This is a genomic window from Cognatundibacterium curvum, from assembly GCF_014284235.1.
GTDB classification, from domain to species: domain Bacteria; phylum Pseudomonadota; class Gammaproteobacteria; order Burkholderiales; family Burkholderiaceae_D; genus Undibacterium; species Undibacterium curvum.
The window spans coordinates 170,107-188,981 of sequence record NZ_JACOGD010000001.1; the positions used below are offsets into that span (position 1 = coordinate 170,107).

Annotated in this window: 17 protein-coding genes; 14 read left to right on the forward strand and 3 right to left on the reverse strand. The window is 51.4% G+C overall.

What is annotated here, in order from left to right:
• The first annotated feature begins 14 nt into the window (after positions 1 to 14).
• The 11 genes from H8K43_RS00790 to H8K43_RS00840 all read left to right on the forward strand — a co-directional run bounded on the left by H8K43_RS00790 (position 15) and on the right by H8K43_RS00840 (position 11,552).
• Positions 15 to 1,085, forward strand: coding sequence for a patatin-like phospholipase family protein (locus H8K43_RS00790; RefSeq protein WP_186902098.1), 1,071 nt, complete (start codon positions 15 to 17; stop codon positions 1,083 to 1,085).
• An 11-nt stretch (positions 1,086 to 1,096) separates the two neighbouring features.
• Positions 1,097 to 1,846 carry an SDR family NAD(P)-dependent oxidoreductase gene (locus H8K43_RS00795; RefSeq protein WP_186902099.1) on the forward strand — a complete coding sequence of 250 codons (750 nt, stop codon included), beginning with the start codon at positions 1,097 to 1,099 and terminating at the stop codon, positions 1,844 to 1,846.
• 179 nt (positions 1,847 to 2,025) lie between these two features.
• A complete protein-coding gene (locus H8K43_RS00800; protein ID WP_186902100.1) occupies positions 2,026 to 3,270 on the forward strand; it encodes a cystathionine gamma-synthase family protein in 1,245 nt (414 codons plus the stop codon).
• Between the two features lie 84 nt (positions 3,271 to 3,354).
• The gene (locus tag H8K43_RS00805) at positions 3,355 to 5,853 is read left to right on the forward strand and encodes an ABC transporter permease (protein ID WP_186902101.1); all 2,499 of its coding nucleotides are present in this window, start codon (positions 3,355 to 3,357) and stop codon (positions 5,851 to 5,853) included.
• A gap of 56 nt (positions 5,854 to 5,909) precedes the next feature.
• Positions 5,910 to 6,353 carry a group II truncated hemoglobin gene (locus tag H8K43_RS00810; RefSeq protein WP_186902102.1) on the forward strand — a complete coding sequence of 148 codons (444 nt, stop codon included), beginning with the start codon at positions 5,910 to 5,912 and terminating at the stop codon, positions 6,351 to 6,353.
• Between the two features lie 14 nt (positions 6,354 to 6,367).
• A complete protein-coding gene (locus H8K43_RS00815; RefSeq protein WP_408058476.1) occupies positions 6,368 to 7,813 on the forward strand; it encodes a DNA recombination protein RmuC in 1,446 nt (481 codons plus the stop codon).
• A 212-nt stretch (positions 7,814 to 8,025) separates the two neighbouring features.
• Entirely contained in the window at positions 8,026 to 8,451 is a 426-nt protein-coding gene (locus H8K43_RS00820) for a hypothetical protein (protein ID WP_186902104.1), read from the forward strand.
• A 125-nt stretch (positions 8,452 to 8,576) separates the two neighbouring features.
• Complete coding sequence (locus tag H8K43_RS00825; protein ID WP_186902105.1) at positions 8,577 to 9,062, forward strand: hypothetical protein; 486 nt, start codon at positions 8,577 to 8,579, stop codon at positions 9,060 to 9,062.
• A 364-nt stretch (positions 9,063 to 9,426) separates the two neighbouring features.
• Complete coding sequence (locus H8K43_RS00830; protein WP_186902106.1) at positions 9,427 to 10,056, forward strand: hypothetical protein; 630 nt, start codon at positions 9,427 to 9,429, stop codon at positions 10,054 to 10,056.
• A gap of 327 nt (positions 10,057 to 10,383) precedes the next feature.
• Positions 10,384 to 10,815: a hypothetical protein gene (locus tag H8K43_RS00835; protein WP_186902107.1), complete on the forward strand. Its 432-nt coding sequence runs from the start codon at positions 10,384 to 10,386 to the stop codon at positions 10,813 to 10,815.
• A 116-nt stretch (positions 10,816 to 10,931) separates the two neighbouring features.
• Positions 10,932 to 11,552, forward strand: a complete 621-nt coding sequence (locus H8K43_RS00840; RefSeq protein ID WP_186902108.1) for a hypothetical protein — start codon at positions 10,932 to 10,934, stop codon at positions 11,550 to 11,552.
• A gap of 74 nt (positions 11,553 to 11,626) precedes the next feature.
• On the opposite strand, the gene H8K43_RS00845 is transcribed toward H8K43_RS00840, so the two are convergent.
• The 3 genes from H8K43_RS00845 to map form a co-directional block, all read right to left on the reverse strand.
• Entirely contained in the window at positions 11,627 to 12,373 is a 747-nt protein-coding gene (locus tag H8K43_RS00845; protein ID WP_162018437.1) for a pseudouridine synthase, read from the reverse strand.
• Between the two features lie 156 nt (positions 12,374 to 12,529).
• Positions 12,530 to 15,082: a [protein-PII] uridylyltransferase gene (locus H8K43_RS00850; RefSeq protein WP_186902109.1), complete on the reverse strand. Its 2,553-nt coding sequence runs from the start codon at positions 15,080 to 15,082 to the stop codon at positions 12,530 to 12,532.
• A gap of 10 nt (positions 15,083 to 15,092) precedes the next feature.
• The gene (gene map / locus H8K43_RS00855; protein ID WP_329604469.1) at positions 15,093 to 15,953 is read right to left on the reverse strand and encodes a type I methionyl aminopeptidase; all 861 of its coding nucleotides are present in this window, start codon (positions 15,951 to 15,953) and stop codon (positions 15,093 to 15,095) included.
• A gap of 251 nt (positions 15,954 to 16,204) precedes the next feature.
• Here map and rpsB point away from each other — a divergent pair, with 251 nt between their 5' ends.
• From rpsB to pyrH, 3 genes are all read left to right on the forward strand, one after another.
• Positions 16,205 to 16,951 (forward strand): 30S ribosomal protein S2, encoded by a 747-nt coding sequence (gene rpsB, locus H8K43_RS00860; RefSeq protein WP_162018440.1) that lies wholly within the window; start codon positions 16,205 to 16,207, stop codon positions 16,949 to 16,951.
• A 132-nt stretch (positions 16,952 to 17,083) separates the two neighbouring features.
• Positions 17,084 to 17,965 (forward strand): translation elongation factor Ts, encoded by an 882-nt coding sequence (gene tsf / locus H8K43_RS00865; protein WP_162018441.1) that lies wholly within the window; start codon positions 17,084 to 17,086, stop codon positions 17,963 to 17,965.
• Between the two features lie 175 nt (positions 17,966 to 18,140).
• On the forward strand, positions 18,141 to 18,857 hold the full coding sequence (pyrH, locus tag H8K43_RS00870) for a UMP kinase (protein ID WP_162018442.1): 717 nt from the start codon (positions 18,141 to 18,143) through the stop codon (positions 18,855 to 18,857).
• Positions 18,858 to 18,875: the final 18 nt, after the last annotated feature.

Here is an 18,875-nt window from a genome sequence, read left to right on the forward strand (position 1 = left end):
CTGAGCATCTTAGCATGAGCACGATGGCGCAAACCACTGCGGCCAAGCCTTACCAGCGTTGTCTGGTGATGGCGGGTGGCGGTTTTCGCTTTGGCTATTATCTGGGCATGATGGCGGCATTCGAGCAGCATCAGCGTGCGCCGGATGTGCTGGTGGCCAGTTGTGGTGCGGCGATTGCAGCTGCGGTCATTCAGGGCTTGCCAGATAATGCATCCAGACTCGAATTCCTGAGTTCACCGCAAATGTATGCATACTGGTGCGGCCTGGGTTCGAATCCGCAAAAAAAACTGAGTACCACTTTAAAGGATCTGGGGCAGCGTGCCTTGTGGTCGCGCTTTATGCAGACTGCGCCCGATCTGTATCAGGATTACTTGTTTGAAGTCCCGCCGCTGCTGCCTTTGCCTGAGCCGCAGTCCTATGCGGGCGCACCAGATCTCGCGATCATTGCAGGCCGTGTGCTGTATCCGTCTGCAGCAGCTGGCAGTCGCATAGGCGGGCCCTGGTTTGAAGAAACCGTGTTTGCAGAGGGCGCGCTGGCAGCGGCCTTAAGCGGCATGGTGTCGCCTCTGGCGCCTGTGCATTTTCCCGGCTCGCGTATCGCGCCGCAGATCAGCGTGCAAAGCGGCGTGGCGCTGAAGGATGCAGTACGCGCCTCCATTTCAGATATGTATTATTTCCGCTGCCATGAAGTCGCAGGGCAGGCTTATATAGGCGGTGTGGTGGATTTATTCCCGATAGAAATCGCGAATCGGCTGGCCAGCCAGGTCGTGATGGAGCGCAAAGCCCCATATGATCGCTTACTGGGTTTGCCTGCTGTGAGGGCAGTGCTTGGGTTTGATGGCAATCAGCGTATCCGCCAGGTGAATCAACAGTTTGCCGATTACTGGGTCGATACCGCCGATATGACGAGTGCTTTGACAAAACACCAGATAGGCAAACGCATTAACTGGCGCGCCAACCGCATCGAGCTGGTGATGCCTGCCACCTACCCGCAATTCCGGCAAATGCTGCAATTGCAGTGGGATTACGGCTATCAGCGCGCATGTCAGGCACTGGGTGTCGGGGTCAGCCTGAATGCCGCATGAGGGTTGATCAGATGAGCGAGCACAGTCAACAGATACTGATTATTGGCGGGACTTCAGGCATAGGCTGGGCGCTGGCACAAAGCTATTTGCAGGCTGGTCATCAGGTCACGGTGGCGGGCAGGCACCCTGAACGGCTGGACCCGCAGGCATTGCAGCAGTATCGGAGTTTACAGTATCTGCAGATGGATATTGCGGATGCGGCGGCAGTACGTGCTGCGATCAGCGGGTTTGCTGCAACCGGGTTGGATCTGCTGATTGTCAGCGCCGGTAGCTACGTCAATTCACGGCGAGAGGCGCTCAGCCTGGAACAGACTGAACACATGCTGGCCACCAATGTCAGCGGCCTGGTGCATGCATTTCAGGCAGCGTCTGAGCTGATGCTGCGCCAGGGACGCGGGCAACTGGTGGCAATCGCCTCGATTGCGGGGCTGATGCAAGACTATCCGGGGGCTTCGGTGTATGCCGCGACCAAACGCAGTGTGATACAGCTGGCCGATACTTACCGCCGTGCCTGTGCACCATTCGGTGTGCACGTGACGACCATCATCCCCGGTTATGTCGATACCCAGAAATTGCGCGATCTGAATCAGGGCGATGCCAGTCATAAGCCTTTTCTGAGCTCAGAGCAGCAAGCCGCCAGCCGCATACTGCAAGCGATAGCCAGTAAACAGGCGACACTGATCTTTCCAAGACGCCTGGCCTGGCTGGTGCGGCTGCTGAATTGCCTGCCCGCCTTTGTTTTGCGCTTTCGACCTGATTAAAGTCAGTGCACAGGCGGAACAAGACCAAAAGTGCTGCGCCATCCTGGGGCGGAATAGTAAGGGGCAGGGCAATGCGGTACACTGCACGCTTGAAACACCGCTTTTATGCCGTTTGCTGCACGCGCTGTGTAGTCTGACGGCTCAAATCAACGCCGACCGCAAACCAAACAGAGTCAAGAATGAGCAATCTAGCCAATTACGGATTTACCACCACCATCCTGCATAACGACAGACAAAAAAGCATAGAGCACGGCTCAGTGCATAAGCCAGTACATAACGCCGTCATGTATGGCTATAGCGATGCGCGTGAACTGGCCGCTGTGTTTCAAGGTAAGCAGTCTGGTTATCGCTATGGCCGTCAGGGTAATCCTACGGTCGCTGCCTTAGAAGAAAAAATCAGTAAGATGGAAGATGCGGTATCCAGCATTTGCTTCGCGACTGGCATGGCAGCTATCGGCGCGGTGTTCCAGGCTTTATTGCGTCAGGGCGACCATGTGGTGTCATCGGTTTTCCTGTTTGGGAATACCAATAGCGTATGGCAAACCACGGCCCAGCAAGGCATACAGGTTTCCATGGTGGATGCGACCGATGTCGCGCAGGTCGAAGCTGCTTTACGTCCTGAAACCCGCATGGTGTTTGTCGAAACCATCGCCAATCCACGCACCCAGATTGCTGACTTGCGCCGCATCGGTGAATTGTGCCGTGCGCGTGGCATCCTGTTCGTGGTCGATAACACCATGACCTCACCGTATTTATTCCGTCCCAAAGCGGTGGGTGCCGGGCTGGTGATTAACTCGCTCACCAAGTCTATCGCTGGACATGGCAATGTACTGGGTGGTGCGATCAGTGATACCGGTCTGTTTGACTGGGCCAGCTATCCGAATATTGCCGATAATTTCCGCCAGCAGGCATCCGCCATGCAGGGCATGTCGCAAATCCGCGCCAAGGCCTTGCGTGATTTTGGTGCCAGCCTGTCACCGGATGCGGCGCATCAGATCGCAGTCGGTGCAGAAACCCTGGCCTTGCGCATGGAGCGTGAATCGGCCAATGCACTGGCGCTGGCGACCTTGCTGCACGAAGATGAGCGGGTCGCGGTGGTGCACTATCCTGGTCTGCCCAGCCATCCCCAGCATGCGCTGGCCACTGAATTGTTCCGTGCTTATGGCGCTTTACTCAGTTTCGAACTGAAGCCAGAAATCGACTGCTTCGATTTCCTGCAGCATTTGAAACTGGCTATCCATGCCACCCATTTAGGCGATACCCGCAGCTTGATAATTGCGGTAGCACACACCATTTTCTTTGAAATGGGTCCGGCCCGCCGTGCAGAAATGGGCATTGCCGATTCACTGATCCGTGTTTCGGTCGGTATCGAGGATCGTGATGATTTGCTGGCGGACTTCAGCCAGGCGCTCAACGCATTTTAAAGCCGTGCAGCCTGTGCACAGGCTGTGTTCAGCCTTGTTCGCTGAGTTCGCTTAGTCCATGTAGGAAACAGATAGGAAACTGGTATGTGGTTGATCTCCTGGCGTATGACTTTACGCGACTGGCGTGCGGGCGAATTGCGCTTCTTGCTGGTGGCTTTGATGATCGCGGTTGGTGCGCTGAGTGCCGTCGGTTTTTTCACTGACCGCATGCGCAATGGCCTGGCCAGAGATGCGCATCAGTTGCTGGGTGCGGATTTACTGGTCAGCGCTGATCAGCCCGTCCCGGCCAGCTGGAAGGCGGAAGCCAGTCAGCAAGGTTTACAGCTGGCTGAAACCGTAGTATTTCCAAGTATGGCGATCAGCGGCCAGGGTGATCAACTCGCGACGCGCCTGGTGTCGCTCAAGGCGGTCAGCGCTGGCTATCCCTTGCGTGGGCAGATGAAGTTACTTCAGGGCGAGCGCGAAGTCGCGACCATCACCATTCCGGCCGCCGGGACCGTTTGGATAGATCCTGCCGTGCAGGCCGCGCTGCGTGTGCAGCCCGGATCCTTGCTGCGACTGGGTGAAAAGGAATTCAAGGTAGCAAATCTGATTGGCGATGAACCTGATCGTGGCGCCGGTTTCATGAATTTTGCGCCGCGCGTGATGATCGCCTTACCTGATCTGGTGGCCACCGGCCTGATCCAGGATGGCTCGCGCGTGACCTATCGTTTGCTGCTGGCGGGTGACAAAGCGGTCATCCAGGCTTTTCAGCAAACATTAAAAAACCGCATAGAACAGCAGGCACTCAAAGGCATACGGCTGGAATCGCTGGACAGCGGACGTCCCGAAATGCGCGCGACGCTGGATCGTGCCGAACAGTTTTTATCGCTGGTCAGTCTTTTGTCTGCCATGCTGGCGGCGGTGGCAATTGCGATGGCAGCACGCCGCTTTATGTTGCGTCATTTGGATGCCTGCGCCATGCTGCGTTGTCTGGGACTGACCCAGAGCCAGGTGACCTGGCTGTATTTGATTGAGTTTTTATTAGTCGGTATTGCCGGTAGTCTGGCCGGTATTTTGCTCGGCTTCCTGAGTCACTATGTATTGCTGGAGTGGCTGGGTGCACTGGTCGCGAAAAATCTGCCAGCAGCCAGTTTGCTGCCAGCCGTGCAGGGCGTCGCGACCGGGCTGGTGTTGTTGCTGGGCTTTGCTTTGCCGCCGGTACTGCAATTGCGGAATATCCCGCATAACCGCGTGATACGGCGCGATCAGGATGCGCCGCAGCCTGTGACCTGGTTCAGTTATCTGTGTGGTCTGCTCATGTTTGTCGGCTTATTGCTGTGGCAGACTGGCGATATCAAGCTGGGTTTGCTGACCAGCGCCGGTTATGCGATAGGCCTGGCGCTGTTTGCGCTGATTGCCTGGGGCAGCGTGAGCGCATTAAAGCCTGCACGCAATCTGTTTAGCTCAGCTTCCTGGCGCTTTGCCGTGAGCGCCTTGCAGCGCCGCCCGGGTGCCAGCGTGATTCAGGTGGTGGCATTGGCACTGGGGCTGATGGCCTTGTTATTGCTGACCGTGATACGCTCAGATCTGGTCTCTGCCTGGAAAAAATCCACACCGGCTGACGCACCGAATCAATTCGTGATCAATATCCAGCCGGATCAGCGCGAGCCTGTCGCCGCCTTGCTGCAGCCTTACTCGGCACCGCGTTTTTATCCCATGATACGCGGCCGCTTAGTCGCGATTAACCAACAGGCAGTCACCGCTGAAACCTTTGAGCAGGATCAGGCCAAACGCCTGGTAGACAGAGAGTTTAATTTGTCGACCATGGATGATCTGCCGGAACTCAATAAGATCACGGCGGGTCAGTGGTTTGATGCATCTAAAGCGAATGTCGCAGAAGCCTCGGTTGAAGAAGGCATAGCAAAAACTCTGAGTCTGAAACTCGGCGATCAGCTGAGCTTTGATGTGGCAGGTCAGCAAACCACCGTGACCGTGACCAGCCTGCGCAAGCTGGACTGGGGTTCGATGCGGGTCAACTTTTTCGTCATCATCAATCCGGCTGCTATGCAGGATATGCCGCAGACCTGGATTACCGCTTTTCATTTGCCAGCTTCCGACCAAAGCCTGATACAGAAAATGACGGCGCAATTCCCGAATCTGACAATCGTCGATGTGGGCGCCATGATACGGCAATTGCAGGCTGTGCTTGATCAGGTGGTGACAGCCGTGGAATTCCTGTTTGCCTTCACCTTGTTGGCAGGCGTACTGGTTTTGTATGCCGCCTTAGCCGGTACTCAGGATGTACGTATGCGCGAAGCTGCTTTACTGCGTGCTTTGGGGGCGACGCGCCAGCAATTGTCACGCGCGCAGTGGATAGAGTTCTTACTCATCGGTAGTCTGGCCGGGGTGTTGGCGGCCGCTGGAGCGACGGCGATAGGCTGGACGCTGGCCACCTATAGTTTTCAGTTTGAGTGGCAATTCTCGCCCTGGGTCTGGCTGGCCGGTGCTGCCTTAGGTGCGGGCTGCGCTGTGACTGGCGGCTGGCTGGGCCTACGGCATGTGCTCAGACAGGCCCCCATCATCAGCTTGCGTGAATCCTGAACCGAATCGCAAAGAATCAACGTTTAAAAATTAGCAGGAAAGTCAAAAAAAGAAGTATGACAACAGAACAAAACAGTCATCAGCAAAATGATGGGCAAGGTGATGTGCAAGAAGAACAGACCGTCACCCTGTATCAACGCATAGGCGGTGCTGAGCCGCTGCGGCAAATGGTCGATCGCTTTTATGACCTGATGGAGCTGGAGCCGGAATTTGCAGGCATACGCGCCATGCATCCGACTCCGACCGATGGTTCGCGTGACAAATTATTCTGGTTCTTGTCGGGCTGGATGGGTGGCCCGGATTTGTATATCAGTCAGTTTGGTCATCCGCGTTTGCGTGCGCGCCATTTGCCATTCGCTATCGGCGTCAGTGAGCGTGATCAATGGCTGCGTTGTATGGCCTGGGCGATGCAGGATGTGGGCATCGCTGAAGAGCTGCAACTGCACTTGATGAATTCCTTCTTTCAAACCGCCGACTGGATGCGGAATACACCCGGATAAGGCCTATGACAACAATGGTGTGGATGGATTGGGCGCTCTTACTCGGCTTGTTATGCGTGCTGGGCTTGTTAATTCTGCTCTTGCTCAGACAAGGCAAGGCTGGTAATGCAACGTTGGGCACGGAGCTGCAAGCTTTGCAGGCTTATTTGCAGCAGGCACAATTACAGCAGTTGCAAAGTCAGGAAAGAACAGAACGCTCACTGCGTGAGCAATTGCAGTCCACTGCGCTGGCGGGACGTCAGGAAATGGGCAGTAATCTGGCCCGGCTGCAGCAGGCTTTGGTACAGCAACTGGCCCAGGGCGCGGGTTTGCAAAAAGGGCAGCTGGACAGCTTCGCGCAACAACTGGAGCAATTACGTCAAACCATGCTGCTGCAAAGCCAGGGCGGACGCGAAGAACAGACCGCCAGCCTGAAGCAGATGGCCGATACCCTGGCGCAGCGCATCGATCAGCTGACCGAATCTAACGCACAGCGCATGCAGGAAATCCGCAGCACGCTGGAACAAAAGATACAGCAACTACAGGCTGAAAACAGCAGCAAACTCGAAGAGATGCGCAAAACCGTGGATGAGAAACTGCATGCCACGCTGGAGCAGCGGCTGGGTGAATCGTTTAAGCTGGTTTCTGATCGTCTGGAAAAAGTGCATCAGGGTCTGGGCGAAATGCAGCAACTGGCAATCGGTGTGGGTGACCTGAAGCGGGTGCTGACCAATGTCAAAACCCGTGGTACCTGGGGCGAAGTGCAGCTGGAAATGGTGCTGGAACAGATGCTGACACCCGATCAGTATGCAAAGAATGTAGAAACCGTGCCGGGTTCCGGCGAGCGGGTTGAATTTGCCGTCAAGCTGCCCGGCAAAGAAGAAGGCAGGGCGCCGGTATGGATGCCTATCGATGCCAAATTCCCTAAAGAGCAATACGAGCGTCTGTTAGATGCCGCCGAACGGGCCGATGCAGAAGGTGTGGCGCTGGCTGGCAAAGAGCTGGAGCGCAGCATACGCATTGAAGCTAAGACCATTGCTGAGAAATACGTATCCCCCCCTTTGACAACCGATTTCGCCATCCTGTTTTTACCGACCGAAGGCTTGTATGCCGAAGTCATGCGCCGCCCCGGACTGGCTGATGATTTGCAGCGCAGTTTCCGCGTTTCCGTGGCCGGACCCTCGACTTTATCCGCTTTGCTGAACAGCCTGCAGATGGGCTTCCGCACATTGATACTGGAAAAACGTTCTTCCGAAGTATGGCAAGTGCTGGGTGCCGTCAAAACGGAATTCGGTAAATTCGGTGAAGTGCTGGCAGCGACGAAGTCAACACTGGAGCGCGCCGCCAAAAATATCGACCAGGCCGAAGTCAGAACCCGTCAGATGACCCGCAAGCTCAAGCAAGTCGAGCAAATGCCTGAACTGCAGGCACAAATGCTGATCGACAGTGCGAGTGGGGCGGGTGAGGATGGCAGCGAATAAAGCTCGGGGCAGGTGGCTTACCAATACCCGCAAAGGTAGGGCGCATCGCGATGTGCCGCATGGGCTTACTTCAATCAATGGCCGATGAGTATCGCGTATATGTTTTGCGAAGTGTTTTTAGAAAATGAAACAACCGATAGGAAAGTAACATGCTTAATTTTCAGCCTATTCGACGCCATCTCGTTGGTCTGTTGCTACTGATAGGAATGTTGATGACTGTCCAAAGCGTTGACGCTACTAAACCTGTATCCAGGAAAACCATTTTTAAAGGGATAGAGTTCAATGAATTGCAAACGACAATCATTGAAGAATATCGTAAGCTTGGTTTTGAGTTTAAGAGTAGTAAGAAAACGGAAATTCCATTCGGCTTCGTTTTGGAAGTTTATTTCGACTATTTACCAAGAATAACAAAGGATGACCAGGGGGGGACATTCTGTCGGGTGGTAATTTTAAAACAGATACAAGGAGATGAGATTTTATATTATGTCAATCTACACGGTTTTCAATTTAATGATTCAATTATTATATCGGATGATGCAGATCAAGTTCGTCGTGTCAAAGCATTTAGTGATCAGAAACTTGGGTTATCCAATGTAAAAATCAGACTTGACAAATATTTAGTCCCAGATAGGTGGTAGCTAAAGTACAGGTAGGGCGCATCGCGATGCGCCGCATGGGCTTACTTCAATCAATGGCCTATGAGTATCGCGTATATGTTTTGCGAGGTGTTTTTAGAAAATGAAACAACCGATAGGAAAGTAACATGCTTAATTTTCTGCCTATTCGACGTCATCTCGTTGGTCTGTTGCTACTGATAGGAATGTTGATGACTGTCCAAAGCGTTGACGCTACTAAACCTGTATCCAGGAAAACCATTTTTACGGGGATCGAGTTCAATGAATTGCTAACGACAGTTATTGAAGAATATCGTAAGCTTGGTTTTGAGTTTAAGAGTAGTAAGAAAACAGAAATTCTATCCGGCTTTCGTTTGGAAATGGATTTTGTTTATTTGCCAAAAATAACAAAGGATGACAAGGGAGGTACCATTGGTGGGGTCGTAATTGCAAAACAAACTCGAGAAACTGAAGATGAATATCATGTCTTCCTATACGGTATTCTTTTTGATAAATCAATTATCTTAACTGATGATGCAGATCGAATTCGTCGTGAAAAAGCATTTAGCGATCACGAACTTGGTTTATCCAATGTAAAAATCAGACTTAAGAAATATTTAGTCGAAGATAACTAGCAGGTGCGACAGGCAGAATCCTGTTGGCAATTGTGCACTGGGGCGATGATGTGCAACTGAACGTCGAAGGCACAACGGTACTTGGTCAAAAGACCGTAAGGCGGAACGAATTGTAGCCAGTAGGGCGCATCGCGATGCGCCGTATGGAATCGCAAATATCATCAAGACTGATCAAAACGCCTGCTGTCCAATGGTGAGGATAAAAGCTTGCTTCTGCCAAGCGATGCATGGTCCAGCAAGAACAATCTGAGACCCGATTGAAGAAGCTATACCGGACGGTCGCTATGCCAAACAGTCAAATGCGGCGCATCGCGATGCGCCCTTCGGCGGCGCCTTTGAGAGAGAATAAAGCAAGGACTCAGCCATGGCAGAAATAGAAAACAAATCCAGCCGAAATTCCATACCCTATAGCTCAATTGCAAGATTTGAAGACGACATTCATCGTGTATTCCCCAAACACGCAATACCTGACATTCAAGACATGGGTGGCACCAGTTTTGAAAGTGGAGTTCGGGTGTTGTGCAAGGGGAAAATATGGAGCGATGTTATCGGAAAACGTTTAAACGTCGATGAATTGAATTCGACTTTCATGTCTTGGGTGTGTTATGTACCGTTAAATATCCTTAAGTATTATTTTCCTGCTCATTTGATGTATGCTGCAATCCTGCTTTCGGGAGGTTCCATCATAAATTATCCGATGGACATCGCAGATGCCTTGGTGTTACCACCGTCATTGGACCCGGATATCCTGAAGGATATTGATCACGAGCTTTTAATGACCTGCGGCGACTTAAGTGAGCGTTGGGAGCCTAGAGTTGAATTCTATAAATGTATGAACCCAGAGGAGCGCCGCTGCGTTGCCTGGTTTTTGGAAATTTATGGACAGTGCAGGGCTTCCGATTTCACGCCGCGTGGTTTGGAATACTTTAAGCAGAATATCGAGTTCTGGAAAAACTCATCGCTACCGCTCTCTCTGTTTTCGAAACAAGAGTAGATTGTGTTATGGCCCCGAGGCCGAACAAATTGTGGGTGCAATGTGCGCCATCTATTGCGCCGTGCGAAGCAGCGGTAGCACAGGTTGGGCGCATCGCGATGCGCCTTACGGGGTAAACCTTTCGGCCTTATTGACAGTACATCTCAGTGGTGTTGTCCTTTGTGGCGACGCTGAGTATTGCTTGAACCAATTCGAGATAGACATAGAGTGGTGTGACCAAAATTTCCACGGGGGAGACAATGTTGATTGCCACATTTGGGCCGACAACGGGCTATAACCTTGCAATGCGGGCCCTCCCGTTAACTGTTTAAATGCTGAGGTGGAGCCATGCTTTTTTCAGAAGATATTCACTATCGCGCTTACGGCGCTCATATAGCAGCGCGCGATTACCCTGCTGCGAGATCAGATTTGCAGGCGTGCATGCTGAATCCTTCCATCGTTCCGACGCAAATAGCCATGCTTCTTCAATTTATAGGTAAGACCTATTTTTTTGAACAAAACATCGAACAGGCTTTGCATTACTATGAAATGGGTGAGCAAGCTGGCGTGGGGATGTTGAGGCCCTACTTAAGCACTGCTCAATTTTTGGCCGAGTGGATGAAAGATTATGAACGGACGATTGCCAAATGCGATGAAATCATTCGTCTGGCAACATCATCACCATTCGAAAAAACGGAAGATGATCACGGTAGCGACTATTACCTTTCAAAAGCTGAAGACCTGAAGCATTTTTGTTATGCGCAGAAAGCAGGAAAGTAATGCTCTGCAATTACTCGTCCAGTACAGTAAGGCGGAACGAATTGTAGAGCGGGTGGCGCATCGCGATGCGCCCTACGGGGTGTGCCTTTGAGAGAGAATAAAGCAAGGAATCAGCAATGTCAGAAATAGAAAAAAAAATTTACACGACTACCGGACTCTATTCTTCAATTCTAAGATTTGAAGACCATGTTCATCGCGTTTTCCCTAACTATCCGATACCCGACATTCCAGGCATGCGTGATAGTAGTTTTGAAAGTGAATTTCGTGTGTTATGCAAGGGAAAAATATGGAGCGAAGTTATTGGAAAACGCTTAAATTCCGCTGAATTGAATATGTCTTTTATTCTTTGGGTGCGCTACATACCCTTAAATATTCTTAAGTATTATTTTCCTGCTCATTTAAAGTATGCAACAATCCTGCTTTCCGAGGGAGTCGGGGAAAATTATACGATGGACATTGCAGATGTCTTAATTTTACCACCGTCATTGGACCAGAATATCCTGGTGGATATCGGTCGTGAACTTTTTATGTGCAGCGGCGACTTTAGTGAAGGTTGGGAACCCAGAGTTGAATTCTATAAATGTATGAACCCGGAGGAGCGCCGCTGCGTTGCCTGGTTTTTGGAAATTTATGGACAGTGCAGGGCTTCCGATTTCACGCCGCGTGGTTTGGAATACTTTAAGCAGAATATCGAGTTCTGGAAAAACTCATCGCTACCGCTCTCTCTGTTTTCGTAACAAGAGTAGAGCCAGTAGGGCGCATCTCGATGCGCCCTACACAGCTTAAACACATGAACGTGTTGGACGGCTGATCAGAAAACCTCATCTTCACGCAGATAGCGCCATTGGCCTTCAGGTAATTTGCCGAGTTTGACTTTACCTATGCGTACCCGTTTCAGACCCAATACACGCAGACCGACCATTTCGCACATGCGGCGGATCTGGCGTTTTTTGCCTTCTTTCAGGATGAAATTGAGCTGATCTTCATTTTGCCAGCTGACTTTGGCGGGTAACAGCTTTTTACCGTCCAGCGACAAGCCATGGTTCAGGCGTTTCAGGTCTTCGGCTGGCAGGCGACCCGGTTTGCTGTACTGTACGCGTACCAGGTATTCTTTTTCCACAACCGTGGTTTCACCGATCAGGTGTTTGGCGATACGGCCGTCCTGCGTCAATACCAGTAAGCCCACGGAGTCGATATCCAGGCGGCCGGCAGGCACCAGGCTGCGTAGCTGAGTAGGGTGGAACACGGTGTCGACCGTGTCTTCGGACCAGCGGTTTTCTGGCTTGATCAGCCCGACTGCAGGCGTGTAGCCGTCTTCGGCCTGGCCACTGACATAGCCTACCGGCTTATTGATTAAGATGGTGACGCGCTTGGATTGTTCGGCGGCGGCCTGGCGTTCTACGCTGACTTTTTGATGGGGTAAAACTTTGCTGCCGAGTTCGGACACAATTTTGCCATCGACCCGGACCCAGCCCTTGGCGATCCATTCATCGGCTTCGCGGCGTGAACAAAGTCCGAGTTCGGACATGCGTTTTGATAATCTGATTAAGTCTGTCATGTGTTGCTTATAGTGGCTGGTAGTTACTTATATTTGTTTGCATTAGCTGGTCGTGGCTTGTCGTGGCTTGTTTTGGCTCAGTTTGGCTAATGGATTTGCTGAAATGCGTCAGGTCCGCATTGTAACGGAGTGCCGCGTCGATCAGGCTGTAAAACCTCAGATGCGTAATGCATCGAGCAACTCCGCTTCAAACTGAATCTGGGTTCTGGCGCCTTGTAAAGCAGCGCCGTCAACGATGAATACGTCTTCCACGCGTTCGCCCAGGGTCATGATCTTGGCGGTATGCAGATTGATTTTGTACTTGGTGAGTACATTCGCAATCGCGTACAACAGACCATTTCTGTCATTCGCCGATATCGATAACAGGTAATACTGCCCCTTATCATCGGGGCGTAAATCCACGCTGGGTGTGATCGGGAAGTTGCGCGACATTCTCGACAGGCGTCCGCGGTTCGGCGCTGACAGCGGGGTCTGATGGGTCAGGATTTCACTGAGTTCATGCTCGATGAGGTTAATGATGTCGCGGTATTGATTGGCAAAGCTGGGTTCGATGACCAGGAAGGTATCGAGCGCATAGCCATTGCTGCAGGTATGAATTTTGGCATCCAGAATGCCGAAATTTTTACCGTCAAAATAATTGCAGATGCGCGCAAACAAATCCGCCTGGTCCTTGACATAGACTGTGACCTGCAAGCCTTCGCCTATCGGTGATAATCTGCATTTGACGACGGGATGGCTGGCATGGGTTTTATCATGCAGGACCCGGGTTTGCCAGGCGATGTCTGAGGCGTCATGGCGCAGGAAATAGGCGACATCGAGCTGCTTCCAGAATTCCTCGTGTGCGTTCGGTGCGATACCGGCCAGGCGTAAGGCTTTGAGCGCATCTTCCTGGCGGTTTTTGAGTTCGCGGTCTTTGGACGGCATTTCCCCACCCAATACGCGCAGGGTCATTTTGTATAAGTCTTCCAGCAGCTTGCCTTTCCAGGCATTCCACACTTTCGGGCTGGTGCCACGGATATCGCAGACTGTCAGCAAATACAGTGCGGTCAGATGGCGCTCATCCTTGACCAGGCTGGCGAAATGCTGCACCACGTCGGGATCGGATAAGTCCTGTTTTTGCGCGACCTGAGACATGGTCAGATGGTTTTGCACCAGGAAGACCACCAGCTCGGTATTGGCACGCGTCAAACCATGGTCGTAACAGAATTTCTTGGCATCAGCCATTCCCAGCACCGAGTGATCGCCGCCGCGTCCCTTGGCAATATCATGGAACAGAGCGGCGATGTAGAGTACCCAGGGTTCATTGAAATTCGCCATTAACTGGCTGCAGAACGGATATTCATGCGCATGTTCAGGCATGGTGAAGCGGCGCAGATTGCGTACCACCATCAGGATGTGCTGATCTACGGTATAGGCATGGAATAAGTCATGCTGCATCTGGCCTATGATGCGGCGGAAATTGGGCAGGTAACGGCCCAATATGCTCATCTGATTCATGCGGCGCAGCGCATGGGTGATGCCGCGCGGCGATTGCAGTATCTGTAAAAACAGCGCACGGTTGAAAATATTATGGCGGAATTCAGCATCCATCAGCAGGCGCGCATGCCATAGCGCACGCAGGGTGCGCGCAGTCATGCCCTTGAGTTCGCTATGCTGGGCCAGTACCAAAAACACTTCCAGCACCGCAGAGGGATGCGATTCAAAGGTGTCGTCCGCTGCGATATCGATGAAGCCATTGACTTCATTAAAGCGCGCATGGATGGGCCTTGCTGTACTGTCTTGTGGGAACAGCACGGCTTCTATGTTTTGCAGCAAAATCTGGTTCAGTTGTGTGACTGCCTTGGCCGCCCAGTAGTAACGCTGCATCAGGTATTCGCTGGCGCGGCGTGATTCCGTGGTTTTAAAGCCAAAGCTTTCCGCGATCGGTGCCTGTATATCGAAAATCAGGCGGTCTTCGCGCCGTTTGGCGTGCAAATGCAGGCGTATGCGTATGTCTTTGAAGGCGCGTTCATTGCGCTTCAACTGACGTGCTTCGGTATCGGTAATCAGTCCGCGCTTAGCCAGTTCATGCCAGGAATTACCCAGATTGGCAGCCTTTGCCACCCAAAGTATGACCTGCAAATCACGCAGGCCGCCCGGGCTTTCCTTGCAGTTTGGTTCCAGACTGTAAGGCGTGTCTTCATACTTCACGTGGCGCTGCTGCAGTTCCAGCAGTTTGGCCTGGAAAAATTTTTGCGGCTGCATCGCCGCCAGATAATCCTGCTGTAATTCGCGAAATAATTTCCGGCTGCCGGTCACCAGTCTGGCTTCCAGCAGGCTGGTCTGGACGGTGATATCGGCGGCTGACTCTTGCAGGCATTCTTCGACGGTACGTATGCTGTGTCCTATATCCAGGCCTATGTCCCACAGCAATTGCACCAGGTTTTCCAGTTTCTCTTTGAGTGCACTGTCGGGCTGGGTTTGCAGCAGTATCAGTACATCCACATCGGAGTAGGGGAACAGTTCACCACGGCCATAACCGCCGACGGCGACTAATGAGCATTCCTTGGGCAGGGCAAAATGACGCCAGATTTCAGTCAGGGTCTGGTCCACGTTTTTACACAGATCCTGTAGTAGCTGCTCTGCTTTTTCCTGTTCTTTAAAGCGCTGTATGACTTCCGCCTGCGCACTTTTCAGTTTGTCCTTGAATGCCAGCATAGGAGTGCTCATCGTCGGGATCTCAGGCCAGTTTGATGAAATCCGGCAGCGCTGGATAGCCTTCAGACATAGTCAGTACTTCAAAGCCGGTTTCGGTGACCAGTATGGTGTGTTCCCATTGTGCTGACAGGCTGCGATCCTTGGTTTTGATTGTCCAGCCGTCTGGCATGACCTTGATTTCTTTTTTGCCCGCATTAATCATCGGTTCTATCGTGAAGATCATGCCGGCTTCCAGTTTTTCCATGGTGCCCGGTTTGCCATAGTGCATAACTTGCGGCGCTTCATGGAAGACCTTGCCTATGCCGTGGCCGCAGAATTCACGGACTACGCTGTAGCCGGCTTTTTCTGCGTGCTGCTGTATCGCATAGCCGATATCGCCCAGATGAACGCCGGGTTTGACCTTGGCGATGCCTATCCACAGGCATTCATAGGTGATCTGTGACAGGCGGCGCGCCAGGATGGAGGGTTCGCCGATAAAAAACATGCGGCTGGTATCGCCGTGATAGCCGTCCTTGATGACAGTGATGTCAAGATTGACCACGTCGCCGTTTTTGAGTGCCTTGGCATTTGGGATGCCGTGGCAAATCACGTCATTGACCGAGGTGCAGATCGCTTTTGGGTAAGGTGTGTAACCAGGCGGGCAGTAGTTCAGCGGCGCCGGGATAGTGCCCTGCACATTCACCATATATTCATGGCAAAGGCGGTCTAATTCCTCAGTGGTCACGCCGGGTTTAACGAAAGGCGTAATGTAATCCAGTACTTCGGAGGCTAATTTGCCTGCAATGCGCATGCCTGCGATATCTTCGGCGGATTTAATAGAAATGGAGTCCATACGGATTTTTGTTATTTTGAAAAAGTGTTGGGATTGCTGCGCTCTGGAAATGTTCTTAAAACATTCCTCGGAGAAAGCATTGGGGCTTCATTATAGACGAGCTGCGCCCCTGTCGTCCTGTTTGCGATGACAGGATGCTTGAGGAAAGCAATGTTTTCATAGTAGAATAGATGGTTAGCTTGTATTGGCATTAAAAAATCTGTGCAAGTTAATCATTTTTTATTAATCGAATCCGGTCTGAAAGGGTGTTCAGGTATTACCTGGATCACTGACTGGATTCAAGACCTAACCCTGGAGTTATTATGTCCGTAACAATGCGTGAAATGCTGGAAGCTGGTGTGCACTTTGGTCACCAAACCCGTTTTTGGAACCCAAAAATGGCACCGTTCATTTTCGGCCATCGCAACAAGATTCATATCGTCAACCTGGAAAAGACTCTGTCTATGTACCAGGAAGCGATGAAGTACATCCGTCAATTGTCCGCTAACCGCGGCACAATTCTGCTGGTTGGTACTAAGCGTCAATCGCGTGAAATCATCGCGGCTGAAGCGCAGCGCGCAGGTATGCCTTTCGTTGACCAGCGTTGGTTGGGCGGTATGTTGACAAACTTCAAAACTGTCAAAACCTCCATCAAGCGTCTGAAAGAAATGGAAGTAGCTATCGAAGACGGCTCCGTAGAAAAGCTGTCTAAAAAAGAAGCTCTGATGTTCCAGCGTGAAATGATCAAGCTGCAAAAATCCATCGGCGGTATCAAGGATATGGGCGGCATCCCTGACGCAATTTTCGTGGTTGACGTTGGTTACCACAAAGGCGCGATCACTGAAGCAGCTAAACTGGGTATCCCAGTTATCGGCGTGGTTGATACTAACCACTCCCCAGAAGGCGTAACTTATGTTATCCCTGGTAACGATGACTCTTCCAAAGCAATCGCTCTGTACGCTCGTGGCGTTGCAGATGCAATCCTGGAAGGCCGTGCAAACGCAGTTAACGAAGTTCTGGAAGCTGTTAAACCAGGTTCTGACGAGTTCGTAGAAGTAGAACAAGCGTAATTTTGTTCAGCTGAATCACCCTGATCTGTTGCGGCAGATCAGGGAAAAAATGGGGCAACGATCGTTCGCCCTTTTTTTTAAACTAAATTTGATGATCAGTGTCCGTTGGCACTAATGAATTAGGAGAATGACATGGCAGCGATTACAGCAGCGATGGTTGGCGCACTGCGCGCAAAGACTGATGCCCCTATGATGGAATGCAAAAAAGCATTGACAGAGGCTGATGGTGATATGGACCGTGCGGAAGAGATTCTGCGTGTAAAACTGGGTAGCAAAGCTTCTAAAGCTTCTTCCCGTATTACTGCAGAAGGCGTTGTTGCTTCCTATATCTCCGGTAATGTTGGCGCGTTGATCGAAATCAACTGCGAAACTGACTTCGTGACTAAGAACGATGACTTCATCGCTCTGGCAAACACTTGCGTCAAACTGGTTGCAGAACACAACCCAGCAGACGTTGCAGCATTGGGCGCATTGCCACTCGACGGCAAAACAGTGGAAGAAGTACGTGCAGCACTGGTTGGTAAAATCGGTGAAAACATGTCTATCCGCCGTTTCGTTCGTTTCGAAACTCAGTCCAAACTGACTTCTTACCTGCACGGCACACGTATTGGTGTTGTAGTTGAGTTTGACGCAGCAGAAGAGCAAATCGGTAAAGACGTAGCGATGCACATCGCTGCGATGAAACCAGTTTCCCTGTCTACAGAACAGGTTCCTGCAGAACTGATCGAAAAAGAGCGTTCAGTTGCAGAACAAAAAGCAGCAGAATCTGGCAAGCCAGCGGATATCGCAGCGAAAATGGTAGAAGGTTCTGTACAGAAGTTCCTGAAAGAAGTATCTCTGTTGAACCAGCCTTTCGTTAAAAACGACAAGCAAACCGTTGAACAGATGCTCAAAGCATCCGGCGCATCTGTCAAAGCATTTACCATGTTTGTTGTTGGTGAAGGCATTGAAAAGAAAGTCGACGATTTCGCAGCTGAAGTTGCAGCGCAAGTTGCAGCAGCAAAACAAGCGTAATCTGGCATTAAAGAAAACGGGCCGAAAGGCCCGTTTTTTTAAGCTCAGCAATTATGCAGGTCAGACAGGCTAATTTGCCTTGTACATCTTGATAGCTCAGGTGTTACCCGGTGTTCAAAGCAAATCAGCAAGTTTATTTTTGTTTTTATTTTTTAATATTTGAAGGAGTCCTGTCATGACAAAACCTGCGTATAAGCGTGTGCTCTTGAAGCTCTCCGGCGAAGCCCTGATGGGCGATGATCCATTTGGCATCAATCGTGCAACGATAGAACGTATGGTGGCAGACGTTGCTGAAGTGTCCCGCATGGGCGTGGAGCTGGCGATTGTGATTGGTGGCGGCAATATTTTCCGTGGTGTGGCACCTGGTGCACAAGGCATGGATCGCGCGACAGCAGACTACATGGGTATGCTGGCAACCGTCATGAATTCTCTGGCGCTGGCTGACGCGATGCGTCAGGTTGGCCTGACTGCTCGCGTGATGTCTGCGATTGGTATCGAGCAGGTAGTAGAGCCTTATGTGCGCCCTAAAGCACTGCAATACCTGGAAGAAGGTAAAGTCGTCGTGTTCGCGGCCGGTACCGGTAATCCTTTCTTCACCACAGATACCGCGGCAGCACTGCGTGGCTCTGAAATCGGTGCAGAAATCGTGTTGAAAGCGACTAAAGTAGACGGTGTTTACACTGCTGATCCGAAGAAAGATCCGAATGCGACCCGTTTTTCTACTATTTCTTTTGATGAGGCTATCTCCCGTCATCTGCAGGTGATGGATGCGACTGCATTCGCACTGTGCCGCGACCAGAAGCTGCCGATCAAAGTGTTTTCTATCGTGAAACCAGGCGCATTAAAGAATGTGATCCTGGGTGCAGACGAAGGCACATTAGTACACGTATAATTCTGGCTTTTGCATTAA